The 22,696-nt window shown below is 66.0% G+C and carries 19 protein-coding genes, 1 pseudogene and 1 riboswitch; of the genes and pseudogenes, 10 read left to right on the forward strand and 10 right to left on the reverse strand.

Annotated features, from left to right (window positions below; all coding sequences use genetic code 11):
- Both IVB13_RS20120 and IVB13_RS20125 read left to right on the forward strand, forming a co-directional pair.
- Positions 1 to 967, forward strand: a 967-nt coding sequence (locus IVB13_RS20120; RefSeq protein WP_247490138.1) for an ABC transporter substrate-binding protein, incomplete at its 5' end; no start/stop codon positions are given.
- A 355-nt stretch (positions 968 to 1,322) separates the two neighbouring features.
- On the forward strand, positions 1,323 to 2,297 hold the full coding sequence (locus IVB13_RS20125; protein ID WP_204510757.1) for a magnesium transporter CorA family protein: 975 nt from the start codon (positions 1,323 to 1,325) through the stop codon (positions 2,295 to 2,297).
- Positions 2,298 to 2,339: 42 nt separating this feature from the next.
- Here the strand turns inward: IVB13_RS20125 and IVB13_RS20130 are convergent, their stop codons facing one another.
- Both IVB13_RS20130 and IVB13_RS20135 read right to left on the reverse strand, forming a co-directional pair.
- Complete coding sequence (locus tag IVB13_RS20130; RefSeq protein ID WP_247370821.1) at positions 2,340 to 2,966, reverse strand: alpha/beta hydrolase; 627 nt, start codon at positions 2,964 to 2,966, stop codon at positions 2,340 to 2,342.
- A complete protein-coding gene (locus IVB13_RS20135) occupies positions 2,963 to 3,901 on the reverse strand; it encodes a ring-cleaving dioxygenase (RefSeq protein WP_247490140.1) in 939 nt (312 codons plus the stop codon). Before IVB13_RS20135 ends, IVB13_RS20130 begins: the two co-directional genes overlap by 4 nt.
- Positions 3,902 to 4,031: 130 nt before the next feature.
- On the opposite strand from IVB13_RS20135, the gene IVB13_RS20140 reads away from it, so the two are divergent.
- Positions 4,032 to 4,943, forward strand: a complete 912-nt coding sequence (locus IVB13_RS20140) for a LysR family transcriptional regulator (RefSeq protein ID WP_247490142.1) — start codon at positions 4,032 to 4,034, stop codon at positions 4,941 to 4,943.
- Positions 4,944 to 4,995: 52 nt separating this feature from the next.
- Here the strand turns inward: IVB13_RS20140 and IVB13_RS20145 are convergent.
- The 6 genes and pseudogenes from IVB13_RS20145 to cobU all read right to left on the reverse strand — a co-directional run bounded on the left by IVB13_RS20145 (position 4,996) and on the right by cobU (position 11,755).
- Positions 4,996 to 5,878: pseudogene (locus IVB13_RS20145) on the reverse strand (alpha/beta hydrolase).
- 76 nt (positions 5,879 to 5,954) lie between these two features.
- Entirely contained in the window at positions 5,955 to 8,630 is a 2,676-nt protein-coding gene (locus IVB13_RS20150; RefSeq protein WP_247490144.1) for a hybrid sensor histidine kinase/response regulator, read from the reverse strand.
- A complete protein-coding gene (locus tag IVB13_RS20155; protein ID WP_247490146.1) occupies positions 8,627 to 9,658 on the reverse strand; it encodes an ABC transporter substrate-binding protein in 1,032 nt (343 codons plus the stop codon). The genes IVB13_RS20150 and IVB13_RS20155 overlap by 4 nt, the downstream gene beginning before the upstream one ends.
- A 177-nt stretch (positions 9,659 to 9,835) precedes the next feature.
- Positions 9,836 to 10,468: a 5,6-dimethylbenzimidazole synthase gene (bluB, locus tag IVB13_RS20160; protein ID WP_026233630.1), complete on the reverse strand. Its 633-nt coding sequence runs from the start codon at positions 10,466 to 10,468 to the stop codon at positions 9,836 to 9,838.
- A 4-nt stretch (positions 10,469 to 10,472) separates the two neighbouring features.
- Positions 10,473 to 11,255, reverse strand: a complete 783-nt coding sequence (cobS, locus tag IVB13_RS20165; protein ID WP_018458652.1) for an adenosylcobinamide-GDP ribazoletransferase — start codon at positions 11,253 to 11,255, stop codon at positions 10,473 to 10,475.
- Positions 11,252 to 11,755: a bifunctional adenosylcobinamide kinase/adenosylcobinamide-phosphate guanylyltransferase gene (gene cobU, locus IVB13_RS20170; RefSeq protein ID WP_018458653.1), complete on the reverse strand. Its 504-nt coding sequence runs from the start codon at positions 11,753 to 11,755 to the stop codon at positions 11,252 to 11,254. The genes cobS and cobU overlap by 4 nt, the downstream gene beginning before the upstream one ends.
- A 122-nt stretch (positions 11,756 to 11,877) precedes the next feature.
- On the opposite strand from cobU, the gene cbiB reads away from it, so the two are divergent.
- A complete protein-coding gene (gene cbiB / locus IVB13_RS20175; protein ID WP_247338634.1) occupies positions 11,878 to 12,819 on the forward strand; it encodes an adenosylcobinamide-phosphate synthase CbiB in 942 nt (313 codons plus the stop codon).
- Between the two features lie 11 nt (positions 12,820 to 12,830).
- Complete coding sequence (gene cobD, locus IVB13_RS20180; protein WP_162496361.1) at positions 12,831 to 13,793, forward strand: threonine-phosphate decarboxylase CobD; 963 nt, start codon at positions 12,831 to 12,833, stop codon at positions 13,791 to 13,793.
- Here cobD and IVB13_RS20185 read toward each other — a convergent pair.
- Both IVB13_RS20185 and cobO read right to left on the reverse strand, forming a co-directional pair.
- Positions 13,782 to 15,230 (reverse strand): cobyric acid synthase, encoded by a 1,449-nt coding sequence (locus tag IVB13_RS20185; RefSeq protein ID WP_247338638.1) that lies wholly within the window; start codon positions 15,228 to 15,230, stop codon positions 13,782 to 13,784. The genes cobD and IVB13_RS20185 overlap by 12 nt on opposite strands.
- Before the next feature lie 10 nt (positions 15,231 to 15,240).
- Positions 15,241 to 15,876, reverse strand: a complete 636-nt coding sequence (gene cobO, locus IVB13_RS20190; protein WP_247338640.1) for a cob(I)yrinic acid a,c-diamide adenosyltransferase — start codon at positions 15,874 to 15,876, stop codon at positions 15,241 to 15,243.
- 40 nt (positions 15,877 to 15,916) lie between these two features.
- Positions 15,917 to 16,135: riboswitch (cobalamin riboswitch) on the forward strand.
- A gap of 94 nt (positions 16,136 to 16,229) precedes the next feature.
- Between cobO and IVB13_RS20195 the strand changes: the two genes are divergently transcribed.
- From IVB13_RS20195 to IVB13_RS20215, 5 genes are read left to right on the forward strand one after another with little or no spacing between them, the layout of a single operon-like run.
- Positions 16,230 to 16,613: a DUF1636 domain-containing protein gene (locus IVB13_RS20195; RefSeq protein WP_247338643.1), complete on the forward strand. Its 384-nt coding sequence runs from the start codon at positions 16,230 to 16,232 to the stop codon at positions 16,611 to 16,613.
- Complete coding sequence (gene cobW / locus IVB13_RS20200) at positions 16,610 to 17,659, forward strand: cobalamin biosynthesis protein CobW (protein ID WP_247338645.1); 1,050 nt, start codon at positions 16,610 to 16,612, stop codon at positions 17,657 to 17,659. Before IVB13_RS20195 ends, cobW begins: the two co-directional genes overlap by 4 nt.
- A complete protein-coding gene (cobN, locus tag IVB13_RS20205) occupies positions 17,659 to 20,907 on the forward strand; it encodes a cobaltochelatase subunit CobN (protein WP_247490150.1) in 3,249 nt (1,082 codons plus the stop codon). Before cobW ends, cobN begins: the two co-directional genes overlap by 1 nt.
- Positions 20,904 to 22,067: a precorrin-3B synthase gene (gene cobG, locus IVB13_RS20210; RefSeq protein ID WP_247490152.1), complete on the forward strand. Its 1,164-nt coding sequence runs from the start codon at positions 20,904 to 20,906 to the stop codon at positions 22,065 to 22,067. Before cobN ends, cobG begins: the two co-directional genes overlap by 4 nt.
- Positions 22,067 to 22,696: a precorrin-8X methylmutase gene (locus IVB13_RS20215; protein WP_247490154.1), complete on the forward strand. Its 630-nt coding sequence runs from the start codon at positions 22,067 to 22,069 to the stop codon at positions 22,694 to 22,696. Before cobG ends, IVB13_RS20215 begins: the two co-directional genes overlap by 1 nt.

Consider the following 22,696-nt stretch of genomic DNA (forward strand, 5'->3'; position numbering starts at 1 on the left):
GCAGCCGGTCGGGACCGGGCCCTATCAGCTGGGCGCCTGGGCCAAGGGCTCCTCGATGACCCTGACCAAATGGGCTGACTATCGCAACGCCGCCGCGATCAAGCTCGCGAAGGTGACGATCCGCTTCATCTCCGATCCGTCCGCACAGACGGCGGCGCTGCTGTCGGGCGACGTCGACGCGTTTCCCCGGGTGTCGGCCCAGCGCACCATCGCGCAGTTCAAGGCGGATCCGCGCTTCAACGTTATGGTCGGCGGCTCCAGGGCCAAGACCATCGTCGGTATCAACCATCGCAAAAAGCCGCTCGACGATGTTCGCGTGCGCCGTGCCATCCTCGCCGCGATCGATCGCAAGGCGATGATCGACGGTGCGGTCGACGGTTTCGGCACGCCGATCGGAAGCTTCTACGTGCCGGGCGCGCTCGGCTATGTCGACACGACAGGCATCAACCCCTACGATCCCGAGAAGGCCAAGAAGCTGCTGGCCGAAGCCGGCGTTACCACCCCGCTCGAGCTGTCGTTGAAGCTGCCGCCGCCGTCCTATGCGCGCCAGGGCGGCGAGGTCCTCGCGGCCCAGCTTGCCAAGGTCGGCATCATCGCCAAGATCGAGAACGTCGAATGGGCGCAATGGCTGTCGCAGGTGTTTGCCGGCAATGGTCCGCATAATTTCGACCTCACCATCGTCAGCCATGTCGAGCCGTTCGATCTCGTCAAGATCACCGAGCCGGACTACTATCTCGGCTACAACAACGACGCCTTCAATGCGCTCTACAAGCAGATCGTGTCGACGCCGGATGAAGCCGCCCGTGCCAAGCTTCTCGGCGACGCCCAGCGCATGCTGGCCACCGATGCAGTCTCGGGCTATTTGTACCAGCCGCAGCTGATCACCATCACCAACAAGAAGCTGAAGGGCGTCTGGAAGGACGTACCCCAATACGAGAACGATTTCTCGACATGGGCGTGGGAGTAGGGCGCGCATGTCGATTGCGCGATGTCGGTGACGATCTCTCCCAACGGAAGAGATCGTCACGAGACCGGTCCAAACAAAAAACCTGAAGAACAACCCCATGCACAGTAGCCGAGGGTAGTGATTTCAATGACTTGCGCGCGACGCGATTGATGAGTTGCGCGTCGCGCGATGCCGTTGACGCGTCGGGCAAAACACTGGCATGATGGCATCATCGAAGAAGGCCGCGCCCGCTTGGTTTGATTGGGCCGCTCGATGCTCCCCCGACTTTTGAACGTTCGGAACCCTCATGCGTTAGCTCGGCGCAGGATGGCCGCAGGCCGTGCGATCCGGCGCGAGGGTATGCGGAGTTCGGTTCTTGCTCAAACTATACAGGTGGCCATCCGACGACTGGCAGAAGATCGGCGCGGAGATGCCCTCCGAGATCATCTGGGCTGATCTATTGGACGCAACCGCGGAGGAAAAGCAGTTCGTCGAACGATTGCTCGGGATACGCGTTCCGTCCGAGGATTCGCTCAGCGAGATCGAAGCGTCGAGCCGCCTGATCCTCGACAACGGCACGCTCTATCTCAGCTCGCCGGCGGTCCGGCTCAACGAGAACAACGAGGCCGAGATCACGCCGGTGGGATTCGTCATCGGACCGCACGTGCTGGTGACGGTGCGTTTCGCGCAGCTGCCGATCTTCGAGGACATCGGCAAGCGCATCGGTTCCGATGACAGCCTGGAGAACGGCATGTGCGTGTTCACCAGCCTGATCGAGGCCATGGTCGACCGCGGCGCCGATGTCCTTGAGCATCTCGGCGCGAAGGTCGACAGGCTCTCGCGGGACGTCTTCAAGGGCGGGCTCGTTCGCAGCAAGCGGCCGGTCCGCTCCAGCCGGCGGATGCGCGAGGCGCTGGAAAACATCGGCGAGTTGGCGGATCGGCTCGCCAAGGCGCGCGATGTCCTGCTTGGCGTTGGCCGCATCGCTTCATTCGCCGGCGATGTCGGGGGTGAATGGATCACCGCCGCGTCGAAGAAGCGGCTCGAAGCCGTCTCCAAGGATGTCGCTTCGCTCGGCGATTACGAGACGCGATTGTCGGACAAGATCCAGCTTCTGCTCGATGCCGTGCTCGGCTTCATCAACATCCAGCAGAACGAGCTGTTCAAGATCTTGACGATCGTCTCGGTCGTCGGCGTGCCGCCCACGATTCTGGTCGGCATCTGGGGCATGAACTTCAAGCACATGCCGGAGCTGGACTGGACCTTCGGCTATCCGCTGGCGTGGCTCGCCATCATTGCCAGCGGCGTGCTGCCGCTGATTTGGTTCAAGCGGCGTGGCTGGTTCGAATGAAGCCGCGGCGCACCGTTCGAAATCGATGCGCCGCTTCTTCTGTCAGGCGACTTCGGCGGCGAATTTGCCGATCCAGTCGCGGGCAAGCGTCAAATCGGCCTGCGATAATTGATGGCCCGCCGGCAGGACCTTGTGACCGACCTGCGCGCCCGCTTCGGAAAGCAGTGATGCGAGCCGGGCCGAATTGCTCGCCGGCACGATCGGATCAGCCTGCCCGGACAACAGCAGGATCGGCTTGCCTGCGAGGTTGACCTTGGGCGGATCCGACAGCGGCACCATGGCGCGGAGCAGGATCGCACCAGCAAGCGCGTCCGGCTTCAGCAACAACAGCGCGGCTGCGATGTTGGCGCCGTTGGAGAAGCCGACCGCGACCGGCGCGGCGAGGCCATATCGCTGCCGCGCTTCCGCAACGAAGTCGCCGAGCTCAAGGGCGCGGCGGCGCACGTCGTCCTCGTCGAACACGCCCTCAGTGAGGCGGCGGAAGAAGCGCGGCATGCGGTGTTCGAGCACGCGGCCGCGCGGCGATAGCAGGGCCGAGCCGGGCGAGATCATCTTGCCGAGCCCGAGCAGGTCGTTCTCGTCGCCGCCGGTGCCGTGCAGCAGCAGGAGAGGAGGAGAGCCCGCGTCACGCGCGGGCTCGAAACGATGGATGAATGAACTCTCGGTCACGACACCCTCTCTTCCAGGTTCGGCAACACGCCCTCGATCTGCTTGCGCTGTGCTTCGAGGAAGCTCGGCAGCTTCAGGTCGCGTCCCAGCGTTGCCACGGGCTCGTCGACGGCGAAGCCTGGGATGTCGGTCGCGATCTCGAACAGCACGCCGCCGGGCTCGCGGAAGTAGATCGAGCGGAAGTAGTTGCGGTCGCGCTGTTCGGTCGGGTGCAGGCCGTGATTGCTCACGAGCCTTTGCGCCATCTTGCCCTGCTCGGCGTCATCGGCCGCGCGGAAGGCGATGTGATGCACGGAGCCGCCACCTTGGTGTCCGCGCAGGAAGCCCTTGGCTTCGTAGATGTCGACGACGCTGCCTTCGGCATCGCCCGGTGCCTTGAAGCGGATCACCGAGCCTTCGCGCGCCGTCTCCTTGAAGCCGAACACGTCGGTGAGGACGGCAGCCGTCTTCGCGGCGCTGTCGAGCAGCAAGGTCACGCCGTGGAAGCCGCGGATCGCATGCTCGGCCGGCACCTCGCCATTGCTCCAGCCGGGCTCGCTCTCGGCACCGGGAATGCCGACCAGCGCGAGTGCCATGCCATCTGGGTCTGTGAACGGCAGCACGGACTCGCCAAAACGCTTCTCCAGCGCCTCGTAAGCGATGCCCTTCTCGACGAAGCGCTGCGTCCAATAGCCGAGCGAACCTTGCGGCACGCGGAAGGCGGTCTGGTGCGTCTCGCCGACGCCGCGGCGCCCGGTCGGCACGCCGGCCCAGGGAAAGAACGTCAGGATGGTGCCGGGGCGACCGGTCTCGTCGCCATAATAGAAGTGATAGGTGCCGGGATCGTCGAAATTGACCGTCTTCTTGACGAAGCGCAGACCGAGATCACGGGTGTAAAAGCCGAAATTCCTGATGGGGTCGCCCGCGATCGCGGTCACATGGTGCAGTCCAGACATTGTCGGTCCTCCAAACCTCGGGGAGCGGTCTTGCTCTGCAGGGAAATATCGTTCCGCTTTGGATTGGAGACAATCCATGCAAATATGACGTCTATGTCTACGATTTGGAAACAATCGCCGGCGCCAGCCTATGGATAAGGTCGCCAGCCTCCGGGCCTTCGTAAAGGTGGTCGAAAGCGGAAGTTTTGCCGAGGCGGGCCGGCAGTTGCGGCTGTCACGCTCGGCGATCAGCAAATACATCGCCGACCTCGAAGAAAGCCTCGGCGTCCAGCTCCTGAACCGGACCACGCGCCATGCGAGCCCGACCGAGAACGGCCAGCGCTATTTCGAGCGCGCGGTCGTGATCCTGTCGGAGATCGAGGCGGCCGACCAGGCCGTAGCGCAAGCCCAGTCGGCGCCGCGCGGCCTGTTGCGCGTCAACGCGCCGATGTCGTTCGGCACCCTGCGGCTCGGGCCGGTGCTTGCCGATTTCATGGCGCGATTTCCGGAGCTGCAGCTCCAGCTCGTCCTCAGCGACGATCTGCTCGATCCCGTCCAGGATGGCTTTGACGTAACCTTGCGGATCGCCGAATTGGAATCCTCGAGCTTGATCGCGCGCAAGATCACGCCGGTGGCGCGCATGATCTGCGCTTCGCCCGATTATCTCGCGCGTCACGGCACACCAAAACATCCGCAGGATCTGCGCGGGCATGCCTCGCTGACCTACGGCTTCCTGCTGACGGGCAATCAGTGGAAGCTCACCGGCACCGACGGTGATCATTGGATCCAGCCGGCCTGGTCGCTCTGCGTCAACAATGCCGAGGTGCTGCGCGATGTCGCGATCAAGGGCAGGGGGCTCGCGCTGCTCCCGGAGTTCATCGCCGCCCACGCCTTGAGGACAGGCGAACTGCGAACGGTGCTGGACAAGTATTCTGCGCCGCCGCTTGCGCTCTATGCGGTGTATCCGCCGACCCGACATCTGTCGGTGAAAGTGCGGCTGTTCATTGATTTCCTGGTCGAGCGGTTTGGCCGGGAGGGCGAGGCGTCAACCCGATCAAAATGACCCGCGCGGAACGGCTGAGCCGAGATATGTCGGCTCCGCGCGGCTCGCTGCTCTATTTTTTGTTATCGAGGAATTGGCGTATCGCCTTCACGGTCGCCGCCGGTTGCTCTTCCATCAGCCAATGACCGGCGTCCGGAATGACCAATTCGGTGACGTCAGTCGCGGCGTTTCGCATCACGACGGCCTCTGTCGCACCGAAGGATTTTTCGTCCCCGACAGCCAGCACGGGGAATGGTCAACTTGGTCGCGATTGCCTTCATGTTGTCCTCGGCGTCGGTTCGGATCGACCTGAACTGGGCGAACGCAGCACGCATGGCGCCCGGCCGCGCATAGAGCGCTGCGTAATGACGGCGTGTTGCGTCCGCGATCCTGGAAGGCGTCCCCGCGAAGTCATTCCAGAAGCGGTCGAGGTAGATGCGCTCGCGGCCCTTGACCAGCCGCTCCATGTCCGGGCCTCCGAGATCAAAATGCCAAAGCTGCGGGCTGCGAACCACCTCGTCCCATGGCGGCACCCCAGGCACCGGGGCATCCATCAAGATCAGCTTCTCGGCCAGGTCGCGATAACGGGCCGCGTAGGCCTAGGCCACCATGGTTCCGATGTCGTGGCCGACGACGACGGCCTTTTCGATGCCGAGCGCTGCGAGAACGGCCCGCATGTCGGCAGCCTGGGTCCATTTGTCGTAGCCATTGTCGGGCTTGCTCGAGAGGCCCATACCGCGAAGATCGGGCACGACAACGGTGTGGTCGCGCGCGATATCAGCGGCGAGCTTGACCCACATGTCGCCGGTATCACCAAAACCGTGGATCAGGATCACGACAGGCCCCTGACCGCCGACGCGAACATGAATCTGCGTGCCGTTGGCCGCGATGGTTTTGGTCTTGAAGCCGGACGGAAACTGTTCGACCTCGGCGCGCGCGGCAGGGGCGAGCAGCATGAGAAGAATGGCGAGACATCTTGCGCGCACCGGCGCCTCCGATCATCTTGTATTTCAGTCCAGTGACCGAACGCTGTTAGGCCGGCCGGAGCAATTCATCCAGCGCGTTCATCGAGGCCTCTCGAAGCGCGGCGAGTTCGCGGGCGGCGCTCTCGCATTCGGGCGGGGACATCGTGACTGCCGCCAGCTCGACCTCACGGCAGAATTCGAAAAGGCGGACGAGGCCGAGCGTACTCGCGCCGCTGCCGAGCTGGTGCGCGCCGCGAGCGAGCTGCGCGGGATCGCCAGTCGCCGCAGCCTTGGCAATCTCCTCGACCAGCTTTTCGCTCGTCAGTTCCAGCAGGTCGTGGAGTTTTGCGATCTGCGCCGCGCCCAGCAGCTCCTTCTGGTCATCAAGGAAATGCCGGTCGATCAAGGCGCCTGCGGCGAGCTGCGGCGTGGCTGGCTGGTTTTGGGCATCGTCCTCGATCGCCTCGCGCAGCGCATTGATCAGGATCGGCTTGCTGACGATCCTGGCAATGCCTGCGCCCGCGAGCCGCTCGCGGGCGCGGCGCGACATGTCCGCGGTTACCGCGATGATGCGCGGCATGCTCGGCAGACCAAGCTTGCGGATCCGCGATGCCGCCTCGACGCCGTCGATGTCGGGCATGTGCAGATCCATCAGGATGATGTCGAACGCCTGATCGCGGGCGAGCGCGATGGCCGACGCGCCGTTCGTGGCGATGGTGGCGCGGTGGCCGAGCCTCTCGAGCATCGCTTCACCAACCTCGCAATTGACGGGATCGTCGTCGACCAGCAGCACGCGAAGCTGCCGCGATGGCGGCTGAACCGCACCTTGCGCGATGTCGGTGGTGGCGAGGCCAAGCGGTACCTCAAGCATGAAGGAGCTGCCCCTACCCGGCGTGCTCGCCACCGTCAGCTCGCCGCGCATCAGGCGGGTGAGGCGCCGCGCGATCGCCAGTCCAAGACCGGTGCCGCCGAACCGCCGCGCGATGCTGTCGTCAGCCTGGACGAAATCCTCGAAAATCCGCTTGTGCATGTCGGGCGCGATGCCGATGCCGGTATCGCGCACGGTGATGCGCAGCAGCACATGATCGTTATGTCCCTCGGCGGCCGCGCTCAAGCCGATGCCGCCCCGCGGGGTGAACTTGATCGCGTTGCCCATCAGATTGAGCAGGATGCGATTGAGCCGCACCGGGTCGCCGTGCACGGAAGTATTGACCGACGCGTCGCAGGCGAGATCGAAGGAGAGGCCCTTGTGAGAGGCCTGCGGACGCATCAGATCGGCGGCCGTCTCGATCAGCTGGTCGAGGCGGAAATCGCGGGTCTCCAGAGTCTCGGCGCTGGCCTCCAGGCGCGCATATTCGAGGATGCCGTCGACCAGCGCGATCAACGTTTCGCCCGACGCGGCCGCGGTCGTGAGGTGGCGCCGCTGCGCTTCGCCGAGGCTGCCGTCGTCGAGCAGTTGCAGCACCCCCATGACGCCGTTCAACGGCGTGCGCAGCTCGTGGCTGACGACCGCGAGAAAGCGCGATTTGGTCTCGTTGGCCGCGACCGCCGCGCTGCGCGCGCGCTCGGCGGCATCGTGCTCGGCAAGGGCCTGGTCGCGGGTCTTTTCCAGTTCGGAGGTGCGTTCGATCACCTTGCGCTCGAGCGTCGCATAGGATTCGCGCAAGTGAGCGGCCATCCGGTTGAACTGATCGCCGAGCGCCTCCAGCTCGTCACCGGTCTTGATCGCGAGCCGCAGGCTGAGGTCGCCGCTGCCGATCCGCCGCGCGCCCTGCGTCAGGATCTGGATCGGCACGGTCATGCGCCGGCTCAGAAAGAGAGAGACCAGCACCGCACATGCCAGCAGGATGACCAGGAGAAAAGTCGAGCGCCCGATCGACGCATAGATCGGCGCATAGGCCTCGGTGAGCGGCAGCTCGACGAACACCAGCCAGCCCAACGAGGGGACCGTCGCATAGGTCGACAGCACGCGTTGACCGGACAGATCCTCCTTGACCAGGCCGCCGGAGGGCGGCCCGATGCCATCGAGCGCGGCTCGGACGTCGGGATGGCCCGAGAGATCGCTGCGGCGCAGCGCCCGCCACAAATCGGGATGCGCGATCAGGATACCCATGCGATCGACCACATAGGCCTTGCCGGTGTTGCCGACCCTGATTCCGGCGACGAGGTCCCAGATGAAGCGAAGATTGACCTCGGAGACAATCACATCCGGCGCCAGGCCCGTTCCGCGCGTGGCGAGTGTCATGAACGGCTCGGTGTCGCCGAGGAAGTAGACCGGCCCGTAATATGCGCGGCTTTCGTTGGCGCCGCGGAAGGCCTGCGAGGCGGAGAGGTCGGTCTTGCTGCCGATCCTGTCCGCGACACGGCGCGACACGCGCACCTGCTCGCGGCCTTGGGCGTCGAGCTCGGCGATGTCCGCAATCGCAGGCGAGAGGCGCAGGAGGCGGATGGCGTTCAGGCGCTGGTCCTCGTTCGTGGACAGCTCCGGGGGCAGGCGCGAGAGCCATCTGATCTGGTTTTCGATCTGGCCAATGAACTGGCCGATCTGGACGGCGGCGCTTGCTGCCTGCTCGCGCTGGGTCGCCGCCAGGAGTTGCTTCTGCTCGCGATAGGAGAACCAGACGTCGAAGCCGGTGTTGATGGCGAGCGCGGCGAAAGCGAGCGCGACGATCGAGTAGAGGTATTTGCGGAACAGCCGGCCGGGAGGTGGCCGCAAATCTCCCTGGTCGATCGTCTCGTTCACTCGCGGATCTCGTCGGCGCGCGCGAGCAGTGTGAATGGTATCGTCAAATCCAGCGTGCGGGCGACCGTGCGGTTGATCAGGAGTTCGTATTTCCGTGGCGATTGCACCGGCAGATCGCCGGCCTTGGTGCCGCGCAGGATGAGATCGATATAGTCGGCCGAGCGCACTTCGAGCGTCGGCCCGTAGCTCATCAGCCCGCCCGCATCCATGAAATAATAGAACGGGTAAATCGCAGGGACGCGATATTTGGCCGCCGCCGCCACCGCCGCCTGCCGGTGGACCACCAGGAAGCTGTCGACCAGCGCAATCATTGCCGCCTTGGGGGGAGCGGAAAAGGGCCTGACGGCTTCGTCGATCTCCGTTGGCGCGCTGACGGGGGCGGGGATCACGGACACGCCGGCCAGTGCTGCCTCTTGCTCGATGGAATCGAGGAAGAAACGGCCGCCGCGAGGAGTGGTCGCCGGGTTGTACAGGATACCGACGCGCGCAAGATCCGGCACGGCCTCCCGGATGAGCTGAAGCCATTTGCCGCCCATCTCGGCGCTGCTGTTGGTGAAGCCGGTCACGTTGCCGCCGGGATGGGCGAGGCTTTCGACGAAGCCGTTGCCGACGGGATCGTTGGCCGTCGCGAACACGATCGGAATGGTTTTGGTGGCTTCCAGGACTGCTGCGGTTTCTATCGTCGAGCCGGTCAGGATCACATCCGGCTTGAGCGCCAGCAATTCCTGAACCGCGGTTTTCACTCTATCCGGCGCGCCGAAGGTCGAACGGAGCTCAAGGCGGAAATTGACGCCTTCGACCCAGCCTCGCTGCCTCAAGCCCACGATGAGGCCACCCAGGCGGGAGGTCGGGCTGTCCATCATGCTCCTTCTGGTCAGTTCGTCGTCGAGCGGCAATGCCGTCAGCGATCCCACGACCCGTACGCGATCAGATGTTGCGCCGAGCGCCAGCCACCCCGCGGCGGTCGTGCTGGCAAGGCGAATGAACCCGCGGCGATCGACCGCGAGAGCGGAAGGCCGTTCGGTCATGACATTCTTTGCATGGTGGCTAGCCCCAGGCGCATGCTTAGCGCGAACGGCCGGCATCCACAATTGACGAAAAAATGCGTTTGTGACTGCTCATTCGCAGCGTTTGGCAGTCCGATACCGTATTCCTACGTCGGCAGTCGTTCGCAACACGGAAGATGGATCTCCGGCGTGGCCTGATTAACGCTGCAGCGTGAATTCCTCTGCCCCCCGCCGCTGCTCCCACTTCGCCTGTTCCAGCTCGGGCCGGTCGCATTCGACTTCCGGATAGCCGATACAGAGATAGGCGATGAATTTCCAGGTGTCGGGCACGTCGAGAATGGCGTGGATGCGATCCGGATGGAGGATCGATACCCAGCCAAGCCCGATGCCCTCGGCGCGCGCGGCCAGCCACATCGCGGTGATCGCCGCAACCACGGAATATTCCGTCGTCTCCGGCATCGTCGCGCGGCCGAGGCCGTGACCGGTGTCGCTGGCCTTGTCCGCGAACACGGCGAGGTGGCCGGGGGCCTGTTCGAGACCCGAGAGTTTCAGCGTGGCATAGCGTGCTGCGCGCTCACCGGCATAGGAATTCAGCGCGTCCGCGTTGCACGCTTTGAAGTCGTCGATCACGGCGCGACGCCGTGCGGCGTCATCGACGATGACGAAGCGCCAGGGCTGGCTGAGGCCGACCGAGGGTGAGAGACAGGCCGTCTCGATCAGGCGATCGATGGCGCCGTCCGGCAACGGGTCGGCGCGAAAGCGGCGCACGTCGCGGCGCCACACGAACAGCTCGCGCAAGTGCTGGCGAAAGGTGTCGTCGAACTCGACCATCACGTCAGCCTCCGATCTGGACAGCTGCGGCAACCAGCAGGATCAGGATCTCGCCGGTCTGCTCGAACGCGCCAAGGATGTCGCCGGTCTGCCCGCCGATCTGGCGGATGGCAAGTCGCGCCAGCATCAGGCCGGAGAGGGCGAGCAGGATCAGGCTCACCAGCGCCTTGCCCGGCCCAAGCGCGAGCACGAGCGCGAGGATTCCAACAGCGAATGCGATCGCAACGCTTCGACTCGGCGGTGATCCGGCGCTCGCCGACAGGCCGTCAGGTCGCGCAGGCGCGACCTGCGACATGAAGGCCGGCAAGCCCGCGCGGGCCGCAGTGTGCGCAGCGCACAGTGCGAGCGCGACGGCCCACGGATTGGCGATCGTCGCGAGCGCGCTCCAGCGCAGGCCGAACGACAGGATCAGCGCGCAGACGCCATAGGTGCCGATCCGGCTGTCGCGCATGATCTCGAGCTTGCGCTCGCGGGTGCGGCCGCCGCCGAGCCCGTCGGCGGTATCGGCAAGGCCGTCCTCGTGCAGCGCGCCGGTGACGAGGGCGGTCGCGGCCAGCGCGAGCAGGGCGGCAAGGTTCGGCGACAGACCCAACAGGCTCGCGACCTTGTAGACCAAGGCGCCGGCAAGGCCGACCAGCAGTCCCGCGACTGGAAGAGCCCAGGTCGCGCGTGCGACGGCGCCGTCAGCTGCGGGCTTCGACAATGCGACGGGGAGGATTGTCACGAACGATGCCGCCATCCTGAGATCGGCGATGACGTCTCGCAAAAATTGGTCGCGCGGCATCATTTCAGTTTCATCGGCAGGCCGGCGACGACGAACTCGGCCTCGTCCGCAACGGCGGCGATGGCCTGGTTCATGAAGCCGGCGGCGTCGCGGAAGCTCCGCGCCAGCGCATTGTCGGGGACGATGCCGAGGCCGACTTCGTTGGTGACGAAGACGACGGGGCTCTTCTGGCCGCGCAGGAAGAGGGCGAGCTTCATGACTTCGTGATCCCAGTTGCGCTGCGCAAGCATCATGTTGGAGAGCCACAGGGTCAGGCAGTCCACCAGTCTAGGCCCGCCGCCATCGGTCTCGATCAGCGCCTGCAGAAGATCGAGCGGTACCTCCCGCTCGATCCAATCGGTTGAGCGGCGTCTGCGATGCTTTTCGATGCGTGCTTCCATTTCCGCGTCGAGCGCCTCGGCCGTCGCGATGTAGACGGGTCGGCCCGGAAAGCTGCGTGCGCGTTTTTCCGCATGGGCGCTCTTGCCCGATCGCGCTCCGCCCGTGATCAAGATGACGGCCATAAAAATCTCCTGTCGGCCAGCACTAATCACCAAACGCGGCCAAAAACAAAGCCGAAATCCGCCAGCCGGGGGCTTGCGCTCCGGCCGTCGTTTGCGCAACAGGGGCGGGACAGGAGGCGGGTGTGGGTTTTGCGGGTGCGATGGCGGTGGCGATGGTGGTGGATGCCCTGTTGGGCTGGCCGTCGTGGTTGTTCGCGCGGATCGGCCATCCCGTCACCTGGCTGGGCGGGCTGATCTCTGCCATCGACACCTCGTGGAATCGACCGTCCGATCCGCCGGCATTTCGCCGCGCCGCGGGTCTTGCCGGAGCACTCGTCGTGATCGCGCTCGCTGTCGCGCTCGGCTGGGTGCTGCAGTCTCTGCTTCCCTTGGGATTGATCCAGCTCGTGCTGGTCGGGGTTCTGGCCTGGCCGCTGATCGCCTTGCGCTCGTTGCACGACCACGTTGCTGCCGTCGCAAATCCCATGCGGGCCGGTGATATCGCCGCCGCACGCGAGGCGGTCTCGCGCATCGTCGGCCGCGATCCCGCCGCGCTTGACGAGGCCGGGATCGCGCGCGCTGCGATCGAGAGCCTCGCCGAGAATGCGTCCGACGGCATCGTCGCACCGGTGTTCTGGGGCGCGCTGTTCGGTCTGCCCGGCATTTTGGGCTACAAGGCGATCAACACGCTGGACTCCATGATCGGCCATCGCTCTGAACGCCACGAAGCCTTCGGCTGGGCCGCGGCGTGCATCGACGATGTCGCCAATTTCATTCCGGCGCGGCTGACCGGACTTCTGTTCGTGCTGCTGGCGCCACGGCGATCAGAGGCGCTGTCGTGCATGACGCGGGATGCACGCCGTCACCGTTCGCCCAATGCCGGCTGGCCGGAAGCGGCCATGGCGGGCGCGCTTAGTGTGCGGCTCAGCGGTCCGCGGATCTATCACGGCAGCATCACGAACGAGCCATGGCTGAATGAAGCTGCGCGCGATCCGCTTGCCGCCGACATCGATCGAGGCTTGACGGTTTACCGCCGCACCATGCTGCTGCTCGCCGGCATCCTTGCGATCCTGGCCTTCGCGTGAAAGAACAGCGCATGCGCGAGCACGGTGGAAATCTCGATCAGGCCCAGCAGCGCTTCGGCGGTCGCGCGGAGGACTGGATCGATCTGTCGACCGGTATCAACCGCCTGCCTTATCCCGTGGGCGAGGTGAGTTCGCGCGCGTGGAGCGCGTTGCCGTCGCGCGCCGAGATCGAGGCGCTGCATCAGGCGGCGCGGCACGCTTACCGCACGAGCGCGGCGGTTGTCGCGCTCGGCGGCGCACAGGCGGCGATTCAACTGCTGCCGCAACTTGCGCCACCCGGCCGCGCGCGCATCCTCGCCCCGACCTACAACGAATATGCCGGGGTCCTCTCGGCCGCCGGCTGGGAGGTCCAGGAGGTCGGGGACTTCGACGCATTGGCGGGCGCGGACCTCGCCATAGTCGTCAATCCCAACAATCCCGACGGCCGATGCCACCCACCAAGGGATTTGCTGACGCTGCTGCCGCGCGTCGGTCGTCTCGTCGTCGACGAGAGTTTCGCCGATGTAGCCCCGCAGCTATCGCTTGCATCCGGGGACCGGCCGGGGCTGCTGATCCTGCGCTCCTTCGGAAAGTTCTATGGCCTTGCCGGCCTGCGGCTAGGCTTCGCGCTCGGCAATTCGTCCGACATCGCCAGGGTCGCGGCGATATCGGGACCTTGGCCGGTCTCGGGAGCGGCGATCGCGATCGGCTGCCGCGCTCTGCGTGACGATGCCTGGGCCGAGGCCACGTCCGCGCGGCTCGCGCGAGACTGCGTTCGCCTCGACGGGATGGTGCAGTCGCAAGGCTGGACGCTGGTTGGCGGGACGCAGCTGTTTCGTCTCTACGAGACGCCTGACGCGCCTGCCGCGCAGGAGAAGCTGGCGCGTCGCCATATCTGGTCTCGCGTGTTCGCGCGAGAGCCGACATGGCTGCGCCTCGGGCTTCCGGGCAGCGAATCCGAATGGACCCGCCTGGCCGAGACTCTAGCGCGCTAGGGCGAGCAGGCCGTCGACATCGAGATGGGCTTCGATGTGATCGGCGAGCGCATCGAGCGCGCTCTCGACCCTTGCGTGATAGGGCTCGTCGCCGGCGGGAATGTCGAGCTTCGCCAAAAAGGCCTTGCGGAAATCATCCGACGTGAACAGGCCGTGCAGATAGCTGCCCTGCACGCGCCCGTCGCGCGAGATCGCGCCTTCCGGTTCGCCATTCAGCCTTGCGAATGGCCGCGCGCGGTCTGGCCCATCAGTGCGGCCGATATGGATTTCGTAGGCTTCGATCGGTTGATCCGTCGCGGCATGCAGCGCCGCGACGCGTGTCAACGTCTTCTCCGAGCTCATCACCGTTTCCACATCCAGAAGTCCGAGACCCGGTGTGTCGCCGGCGGGGCCCTCGATCCCCTCGGGATCAGCGACGCTGCGTCCGAGCATCTGATAGCCGCCGCAGAGGCCGAGCACATGGCCGCCTCTGCGGTAATGCGCCAGGAGATCGATGTCCCAGCCCTGCGCGCGCAGAAAGGCGAGGTCGCCACGGGTGGATTTCGAGCCGGGAATGATGACGAGGCGCACGTCGCCGGGAATGGCCTCGCCCGGCCGCACCATCACGAGATCGACGCCGGGCTCGAGCTTGAGCGGATCGAGATCGTCGAAATTGGCGATTCGCGACAGCGCGAGACAGGCGATCTTGCATTGGCCCGGTTTGCGCGCATCGCTCAGGCCCAGCGCATCCTCGGCCGGCAGCTCGCCGGCGCGCGCGAACCAGGGCAGCACGCCGAGGCCGCGCCATGCGGTCTTTTCTTCGATCAGTCTGTAGCCGTCGTCGAACAATGTGGGATCGCCGCGGAACTTGTTGATGACAAATCCCTGGATCATCGCGGCATCGTCCGGGTCGATCACCGTCTTGATGCCGACGAGTTGCGCGATGACACCGCCGCGGTTGATGTCGCCAACCAGCACGACCGGCACGTCGGCCTTGCGCGCAAAACCCATATTGGCGATGTCGGCCTTGCGCAGGTTCACTTCGGCCGGACTGCCGGCACCCTCCACCAGAACGAGATCGGCGCGCGCCTTCAGCCGCTCGAAGCTCTCCAGCACGGCGCCCATCAATGACGGTTTCATCGCCGCATATTCACGCGCACGCGCGGTCGCGATGCGTTTTCCTTGCACGATCACCTGCGCGCCGACATCGGTCTCGGGCTTGAGCAGCACCGGGTTCATGTCGGTGTGCGGCTCGACGCCGGCGGCGAGCGCCTGGAGTGCCTGGGCGCGGCCGATCTCGCCGCCGTCAACGGTGACGGCTGCATTGTTCGACATGTTCTGCGGCTTGAACGGGACCACGCGCAGGCCGCGTCGCACAAAGGCGCGTGCGAGGCCGGCAACGATGAGCGACTTGCCCACGTCCGAGCCGGCTCCCTGGATCATCAATGCGCGCGCCATCGCGAGTTTCTTAGAACTCGACGCCGGCTTGCGCCTTGATGCCCGAGCGGAAGGGATGCTTGACCAGCGTCATCTCGGTGACGAGATCGGCGATCTCGATCAGCTCGTCCTTGGCGTTGCGGCCGGTGAGCACGACATGCGTCATCGGCGGCTTCTGCGTCGTGAGGAATTCGACGACCTCCGCGATGTCAAGATAGTCGTAGCGCAGCGCGATGTTGATCTCGTCGAGCACGACCATGCGGAGATTCTGGTCGAGGATCAGCTCCTTGGCCTTCTCCCAGCCGGCGCGCGCGGCGGCGATGTCGCGGGCGCGGTCCTGCGTCTCCCAGGTAAAACCCTCGCCCATGGCGTGGAATTGGCATAGGTCGCCGAAATGGCCGGTCAGCATGCGGCGCTCGCCGGTGTCCCAGGCGCCCTTGATGAACTGCACGACCGCGCAGGGGAAGCCATGGGCGACGCAGCGGACGATCATGCCGAAGGCCGAAGAGGACTTGCCCTTGCCGGCCCCGGTGTGGACGATGATCAGGCCCTTTTCGCCGCTCTTGGTCGCCATGATCTTGTCGCGGGCGACCTTCTTCTTCGCCATTTTCGAGGCGTGGCGGGCGTCGGTTTCGTCGGCCGTCTGGGTATCCGGTTCGGGCGTCATCGGACGGGGTCCTTCGGCTTGACAAGAGGCGGTCGGGGGCAAATGGTGGCCCGGCGTTGGTTCCTGTCCTACGACAGGCGAAGAGGGAATGCGATAGGGTCCGAATCGGCAAGATTTGGTTCCAAAATGCAGCCGCCCCCGCGACCGTGACCGGAGAGATGCCCGAAGCCACTGATCCCCTGGGGATCGGGAAGGCGGGGATCGAAGGGGAAACCCTGCTCCGCAAGCCGGGAGACCTGCCAACGCGGACGATTTTGGACCGGCGGACGGGGTGTTCCGCGACGGGGAAACGGGCCTTCGCAAGAACGGTTCGTGGGCCTCATCGCTTCCCGCTGTTTATTCTGGAAGAAGCGATGACCGTCACACTTCATGTCTGCATTACCTGCCGCGCCGGCGAGACACTTGGCGAAGGCGAGACGACGCCCGGCAAGCGCCTGCATGGCGCGATCCTCGAGGCCGGCGTGCCCGACGGCGTCAGCGTGGTTCCCGTCGAATGCCTGTCTGCATGCAACCAGGGTTGCTCCGTCGCGCTCAGCGCGCCCGGCCGCTGGTCCTATGTCTATGGCCGTCTGTCGGATGCGAATGCGAGCGATGTGGTCGCGGGCGCCGCGGCCTATGCGGCCGCGCCCGACGGCCTCGTGCCCTGGCGCAGCCGCCCGGAGGTATTCCGCAAGCAATCGCTTGCCCGCATTCCCCCCATTTCCCCCTTGGCCGTCGTGCCGGAGGCCGCCGAATGAATTCGCTCGCAAAAGTCCCGGTCACGGTCGTCACGGGCTTTCTCGGCTCCGGCAAGACCACGCTGATCCAGCATCTGCTTGCCAATGCCAACGGCAAGAAGCTGGCGGTGCTCGTCAACGAGTTCGGCAGCGAGGGCGTCGATGGCGAGATTCTGAAATCCTGCGCCGATGCGAATTGCCCGGAAGAGAACATCATCGAGCTCGCCAATGGCTGCATCTGCTGCACCGTCGCCGACGATTTTATTCCGACCATGGAGAAGCTGCTGTCGCGGGCCGTCAAGCCCGATCACATCCTGATCGAGACCTCGGGCCTGGCGCTGCCCAAGCCGCTGCTCAAGGCGTTCGATTGGCCGGAGATCCGTTCGCGCATCACGGTCGACGGCGTGATCGCGCTGGCCGACGCCGAAGCTGTCGCCGCCGGCCGTTTTGCGCCCGACCCTGACGCCGTCGAAGCGCAGCGCGCGGCGGACGGCAATCTCGACCATGAGACGCCACTGTCGGAAGTGTTTGAGGACCAGATCGCCTGCGCCGACATCGTGCTGCTGACCAAGGCCGATCTTGCGGGCGCGGCAGGCCTCGAAGCAGCCAAGGCGGCGATCACCGCCGAGATATCGCGCCGCGTGCCGATGCTGGCGATCACCGACGGCGCGATCGACGCGCGCCTCATCCTCGGCCTCGGTGCTGCCGCCGAGAACGATCTCGCCGCGCGTCCCTCGCATCACGACGGCGAAGAGGATCACGAGCACGACGATTTTGCGTCCGTCGTGATCGATCTTCCTGAGGTCACCGATATCGAAGCGCTGGTTGCATCCGTTCAGCGTCTGGCGCGCGAGCAGAATGTGCTGCGCGTCAAGGGTTACATCGCGGTGCAAGGCAAGCCGATGCGCCTCTTGCTGCAAGCGGTCGGCGAGCGCGTGCGCCACCAGTTCGACAAGCCCTGGGGCGCGGGCGCGAGGCAGTCAAAGCTGGTCGTGATCGGCGAGCACGGCGATATCGACGAGGCCGCGATCAAGGCGGGACTCGGTCTTTCAGGATCCGGTATCTGATGCACGTCGTCTTCCGCGAGAGCCGCGGTCTCGAGGAGACCGCGATACCAAGGGACATTGGCCAGGACCCGGCCGATCTCGTGGTGCTCTCGTATTCGGATTCCGATCTTGCCGCGTTCGCGGCCGGCTGGCGCCGTGGCCGCGACAGCCTGCCGTCGCTGCGGCTCGTCAATCTCGCAGAACTTCGTCATCCCCTCTCGGTCGACACCTATGTCGAACGCACGCTTGCGCACGCGCGCGGCATTCTCGTGCGTTTGATCGGCGGGGAATCCTATTGGCCGTATGGGCTCGCGGCCCTGCAGCAGCTGGCGAAGGAGCGCGGCATCGTGCTGGCCGTGCTGCCGGCCGACGGCCGCGACGATACGCGGCTGGACGCGTATTCGACCCTGCCGGTCTCGACGTTGCGGCGGCTCAAGGTGCTCTGCGACACCGGCGGCCCCGTCGCATCGCAAGCCGCGATCGCGCAGCTTGCGCTGGCTTCGGGCCTCTATGCGGGACCTATTATCGGCGACATGACCGTGCCCGAGATGGGCTTTTACGATCCCGCGCGCGGCGTCATTGCAGCGCCGGCGTCGGGTGAGGGCAGGCCGCGCGCGCTCGTGACCTTCTATCGCTCCTATCTCACCGCTGCCGACACCGGCCCGGTCGATGCCCTGATCGCCGCATTGCGCGAGAAGGGATTCGACGTGTTTGGTGTGTTCGTCACCTCGCTGAAAGCCGCGGGGGTCGCGGATTGGTTGCGGGTGCATCTTGCGCAAAATCCTCCGGCCGCGATCGTCAATGCGACGGCGTTCTCGGCGATGGCCGACGACGGCACGACGCCGTTCGATGCCGCATCCTGCCCCGTGTTCCAGGTCGCGCTCTCCACGGCCCGCCGCGAGGACTGGGCGAGCTCGCTCCGCGGCCTGTCGCCCGGCGACCTCGCGATGCATGTGGTGCTGCCCGAGGTCGACGGCCGCCTGTTCGCGGGCGTGGTGAGCTTCAAGTCTGCCGCGATGCGCGATCCCGATTTGCAATTTTCGCATCTGGCACACAAGCCCGACGAGGAGCGCGTGAAGGCCGTGGCCGCGCGCGTTGCGGCCTGGCGGCGTCTTGCGGAGACGCCGGCCGCTGACAAGCGGATGGCACTCGTGCTCTCCAACTATCCGGGCCGTCCGCATCAGATCGCGCACGCGGTGGGTCTCGATGCGCTGGCGTCGGTCGAGGCCCTGGTGTCCGATCTCGCGGAGGCCGGCTTCGATCTCGATCCGGTCCATGCGCTCGGTGAGACGCTGCTCAAGCAGACCTTGAGCTGGAGCGTCGCCGATTACCGTGCTGCACTGTCGCGCCTTCCGCAAGTGTTGCAGGATGATCTCGCGCAAGCCTGGGGCGCGCTGGAGACCGATCCGGGTTGTCGCGACGGCGCGTTCCATTTCGCTGCGATTCAATGCGGCCGGTCGATCATCGCGGTTCAGCCGGAGCGTGGCGATGCGACCGCGCGCGATGCCGACTATCACGATCTCGCCCGCACGCCGCGCCATGCCTATGTCGCGTTCTATCTCTGGCTCCGCGAGCAGGGCTGTGATGCCGTCGTGCACATGGGCGCGCACGGCACGCTGGAATGGCTGCCCGGAAAATCCGTGGCGCTGTCGCAGGCGTGCTGGCCGGAAGCCCTGATCGGCGATTTGCCCGTCATCTATCCCTTCATCGTCAACGACCCCGGCGAGGCTGCGCAGGCCAAGCGGCGCCTGGGGGCCGTCACCATCGGCCATCTGCCGCCGCAGCTCGCAATATCAGCGGTGCCGGACGGATTGCGCAGGCTTGAACACCTCCTCGACGAGTACTCGACGGCCGATGGTCTCGATCCCGCCCGCCGCCAGCGTCTGATCGCCGCGATCCGCGATGAGGCAGGAGCGGCTGGCCTCGAAGACGATCTTGGCCTCGATGCAGCGGCCGCTCCGGCCGAAGCGATCCCGCGGATCGACCGCTTCGTCTGCGATCTCAAGGAAAGCCAGTTCGGCGACGGCCTGCACGTGTTCGGCCGCGGCGCCTGCGGTGAAGCAGAGCGCGACGCTTTGCGGGCCGCGCTTGCAGGCCGGCGCGTCGCGCCGGGGCCGTCAGGTTCGCCCTATCGCGGCCGCCAGGACGTGCTGCCCACGGGACGCAACCTTTTCGCCGTCGATCCGCGCGCGGTGCCGACGCCGTCGGCGCACGCGCAAGGCATCAAGCTCGCCGAAGAATTGCTACGTCGTCATCTGCAGGATCACGGCGACTGGCCAAAGGGCCTTGTCGTCGATCTCTGGGGCTCGGCGACGATGCGCACCGCCGGCGAAGAGTTCGCCATGGCGCTGCATCTGGCCGGCCTTGCACCGCGCTGGGATCACGCGTCCGGCCGTGTCACCGGCTACGACATCATCGCGCCTGCGGAGCTTGGCCGGCCCCGCATCGACGTCACGCTGCGTGTCTCGGGCCTGTTTCGCGACGTCTTCTCAGGCCTTGCGCAATTGTTCGAGGCGGCAGCCGAGGCGCTGTCGGCCCGCGAGGACGAGGGCGACGAAAATCCCTATCGCCATCGCACATCGCGCGTGTTCGCGCCGCGTCCCGGACAATACGGCGTGGGTCTCTCGGCAATCCCGGACGCCTTCACGCCCGAGACGCGCGAAGCCGCCGGCGAAGCGTGGCTCTCGGCATCGTCATGGGCGTTCTCGGCCGATGGCGAAATCAAGCTCGATCGTGCCGGTATCGAGAAGCGGATCGTATCGGCCGATGCTTTTGTTCACATGCAGGATTTGCCGGAAACCGATCTTCTGCTCGCGGCCGACTATGCCGCGCATGAGGCCGGCATTGCGGCTGCCGCGGCCCATCTCGGCGCGGCGGGACCATCGCTCTATCATCTCGATGCGACGCGCCCCGAGCAGCCGCATGCGCGTACGCTGACCGAGGAAATCTCCCGTGTCGTCCGCGCGCGCGCGGCCAACCCGGCCTGGATCGCGGGCATGATGCGCCACGGTTTTCGCGGGGCGGCCGAGATCACCGCGACGCTCGAGCACATGGCCGCCTTCGCGCATCTGGCCGGCGCCGTGCCGCCGCATCTGTTCGACCTCTACTACGATGCGACGCTCGGCCATGACGACGTCCGCGCCTTCATGGCCCGCGAAAATCCGGCGGCACTCGCCGCGATGGAAACGTGTTTCACGCGCCTGCATGAAGCCTCGCTCTGGCGAACGCGCCGCAACTCGATTGCGGCTGCGCTGCGGGAGGCCTCATGAGTGCTTCCGTGGTCAAGGGCTGGTGTCCCGGCGCGCTGCGCCCGATGCAATCGGGCGACGGGCTGGTGATCCGCGTGCGTCCGTTCGGCGGACGGCTCGACGCGGCGCAGATCTCCGGACTGGCTCATCTCGCCGAACGCCATGGCAATGGCCTGATCGACGTGACCAGCCGGGCCAATCTCCAGATCAGGGGCGTCAACGAGACCAGCCACAGGCTGCTGCTCGATGGCCTTTCCCAACTGGCGCTGCTCGACCCGGATGCGGAGACCGAATCCCGTCGCAACATCCTTGTGACGCCGTTCTGGCGTAGCGGGGACGAGACCCAATCGCTCGCCGCCGAGCTCGAGGAGGCGCTCGCCGACAGCCGGCTCGAACTTCCAACCAAGTTCGGCTTCGCCATCGATGACGGCACCTCACGCGTGCTGGCGGGCGCTTCCGCGGACGTGCGGATCGAGCGCGATCGTTCCGGCGGACTGCTGGTGCGGGCTGATGGCGACAAACTCGGCCGCTCCGTCGCCCGTGGCGAGGCCGTGACCACCGCGCTCGCATTCGCCGGCTGGTTCGTGACCTCAGGCGGCGCGAGAGGCGGGCGAGGGCGGATGGCGGCGCATCTTGCGGCCGGTGCAATCCTGCCGGCGGAATTGCGCGGCGAGGCCGAGCCGGCGCCGATCATGGCCGCGGCGCGTCCCGGCCTCTATGCGCAAGGTGCGATGGTCGGGGTCGCCTTCGGACAGATGGCGCATGCAACGCTCAACCAGTTCGCCGGTTGCGGACATGCGCTGCGCATGACGCCGTGGCGAATGGTTTTGAGCGAAGGCAAGCGCGTGATGCCGAACGCGACCGGCCTGATCACCGAGGCCTACGACCCTGCGCTGCGCGTCATCGCCTGTAGCGGTGCGCCACGCTGTCGCGAGGCGCATGCCGATACCCATGGCCTTGCCGCGGCCCTGGCGCCGAACATCGGCGCGGCCGCACGGCTACACGTCTCCGGCTGTGCCAAGGGCTGCGCCCATTCTGGTCCCGCCGCCATCACTCTGGTCGCGACCGGCGCAGGCTTCGATCTCGTGCGCGCCGGGTCGACGCGCGATGAGCCCATCCTGCGCGGGCTGAATCGCGACGACATCGTCAAAGATCCCTCCATCCTGATGGGAGGGCACTGATGCCGCACACGTACGAGACCGACGGCGCTGCGATCTACCGGCAGTCCTTTGCCACCATCCGGGCCGAAGCCGATCTTGCGCGCTTCACGCCGGACGAGGAGCAGGTGGTGGTGCGGATGATCCATGCCGCCGGCATGGTGGGCCTCGAAGCGCATATCCGCTTCACATCAGGCATGGCGGTCGCCGCACGCGCGGCCTTGCAGAAGGGCGCACCGATCCTGTGCGACGCGCGCATGGTCTCTGAAGGAATTACGCGGGCGCGGCTTCCCGCCGCCAACGCCGTCATCTGCACGCTGGGCGACGAGACCGTTCCCGCGCTCGCGCAGTCCATGCGCAACACCCGTTCGGCCGCGGCCCTGGAGCTGTGGCGGCCGCATCTCGACGGCGCGATCGTGGCGATCGGCAATGCGCCGACCGCGCTGTTCCATCTCCTCAACATGCTGGAGGACCGGGACTGCCCACGGCCCGCGGCAATCATCGGCTGTCCGGTCGGCTTCGTCGGCGCGGCCGAATCCAAGGCTGCGCTGATGGCCGTTTCCCCGGTGCCGGCGCTCACGGTCGAAGGCCGCCTTGGCGGTTCCGCGATCGCGGTCGCCGCCGTGAACGCGCTCGCGAGCCGGAGCGAATAG

The organism is Bradyrhizobium sp. 17, from assembly GCF_023073515.1.
Classification (GTDB): Bacteria; Pseudomonadota; Alphaproteobacteria; order Rhizobiales; family Xanthobacteraceae; genus Bradyrhizobium; species Bradyrhizobium canariense_D.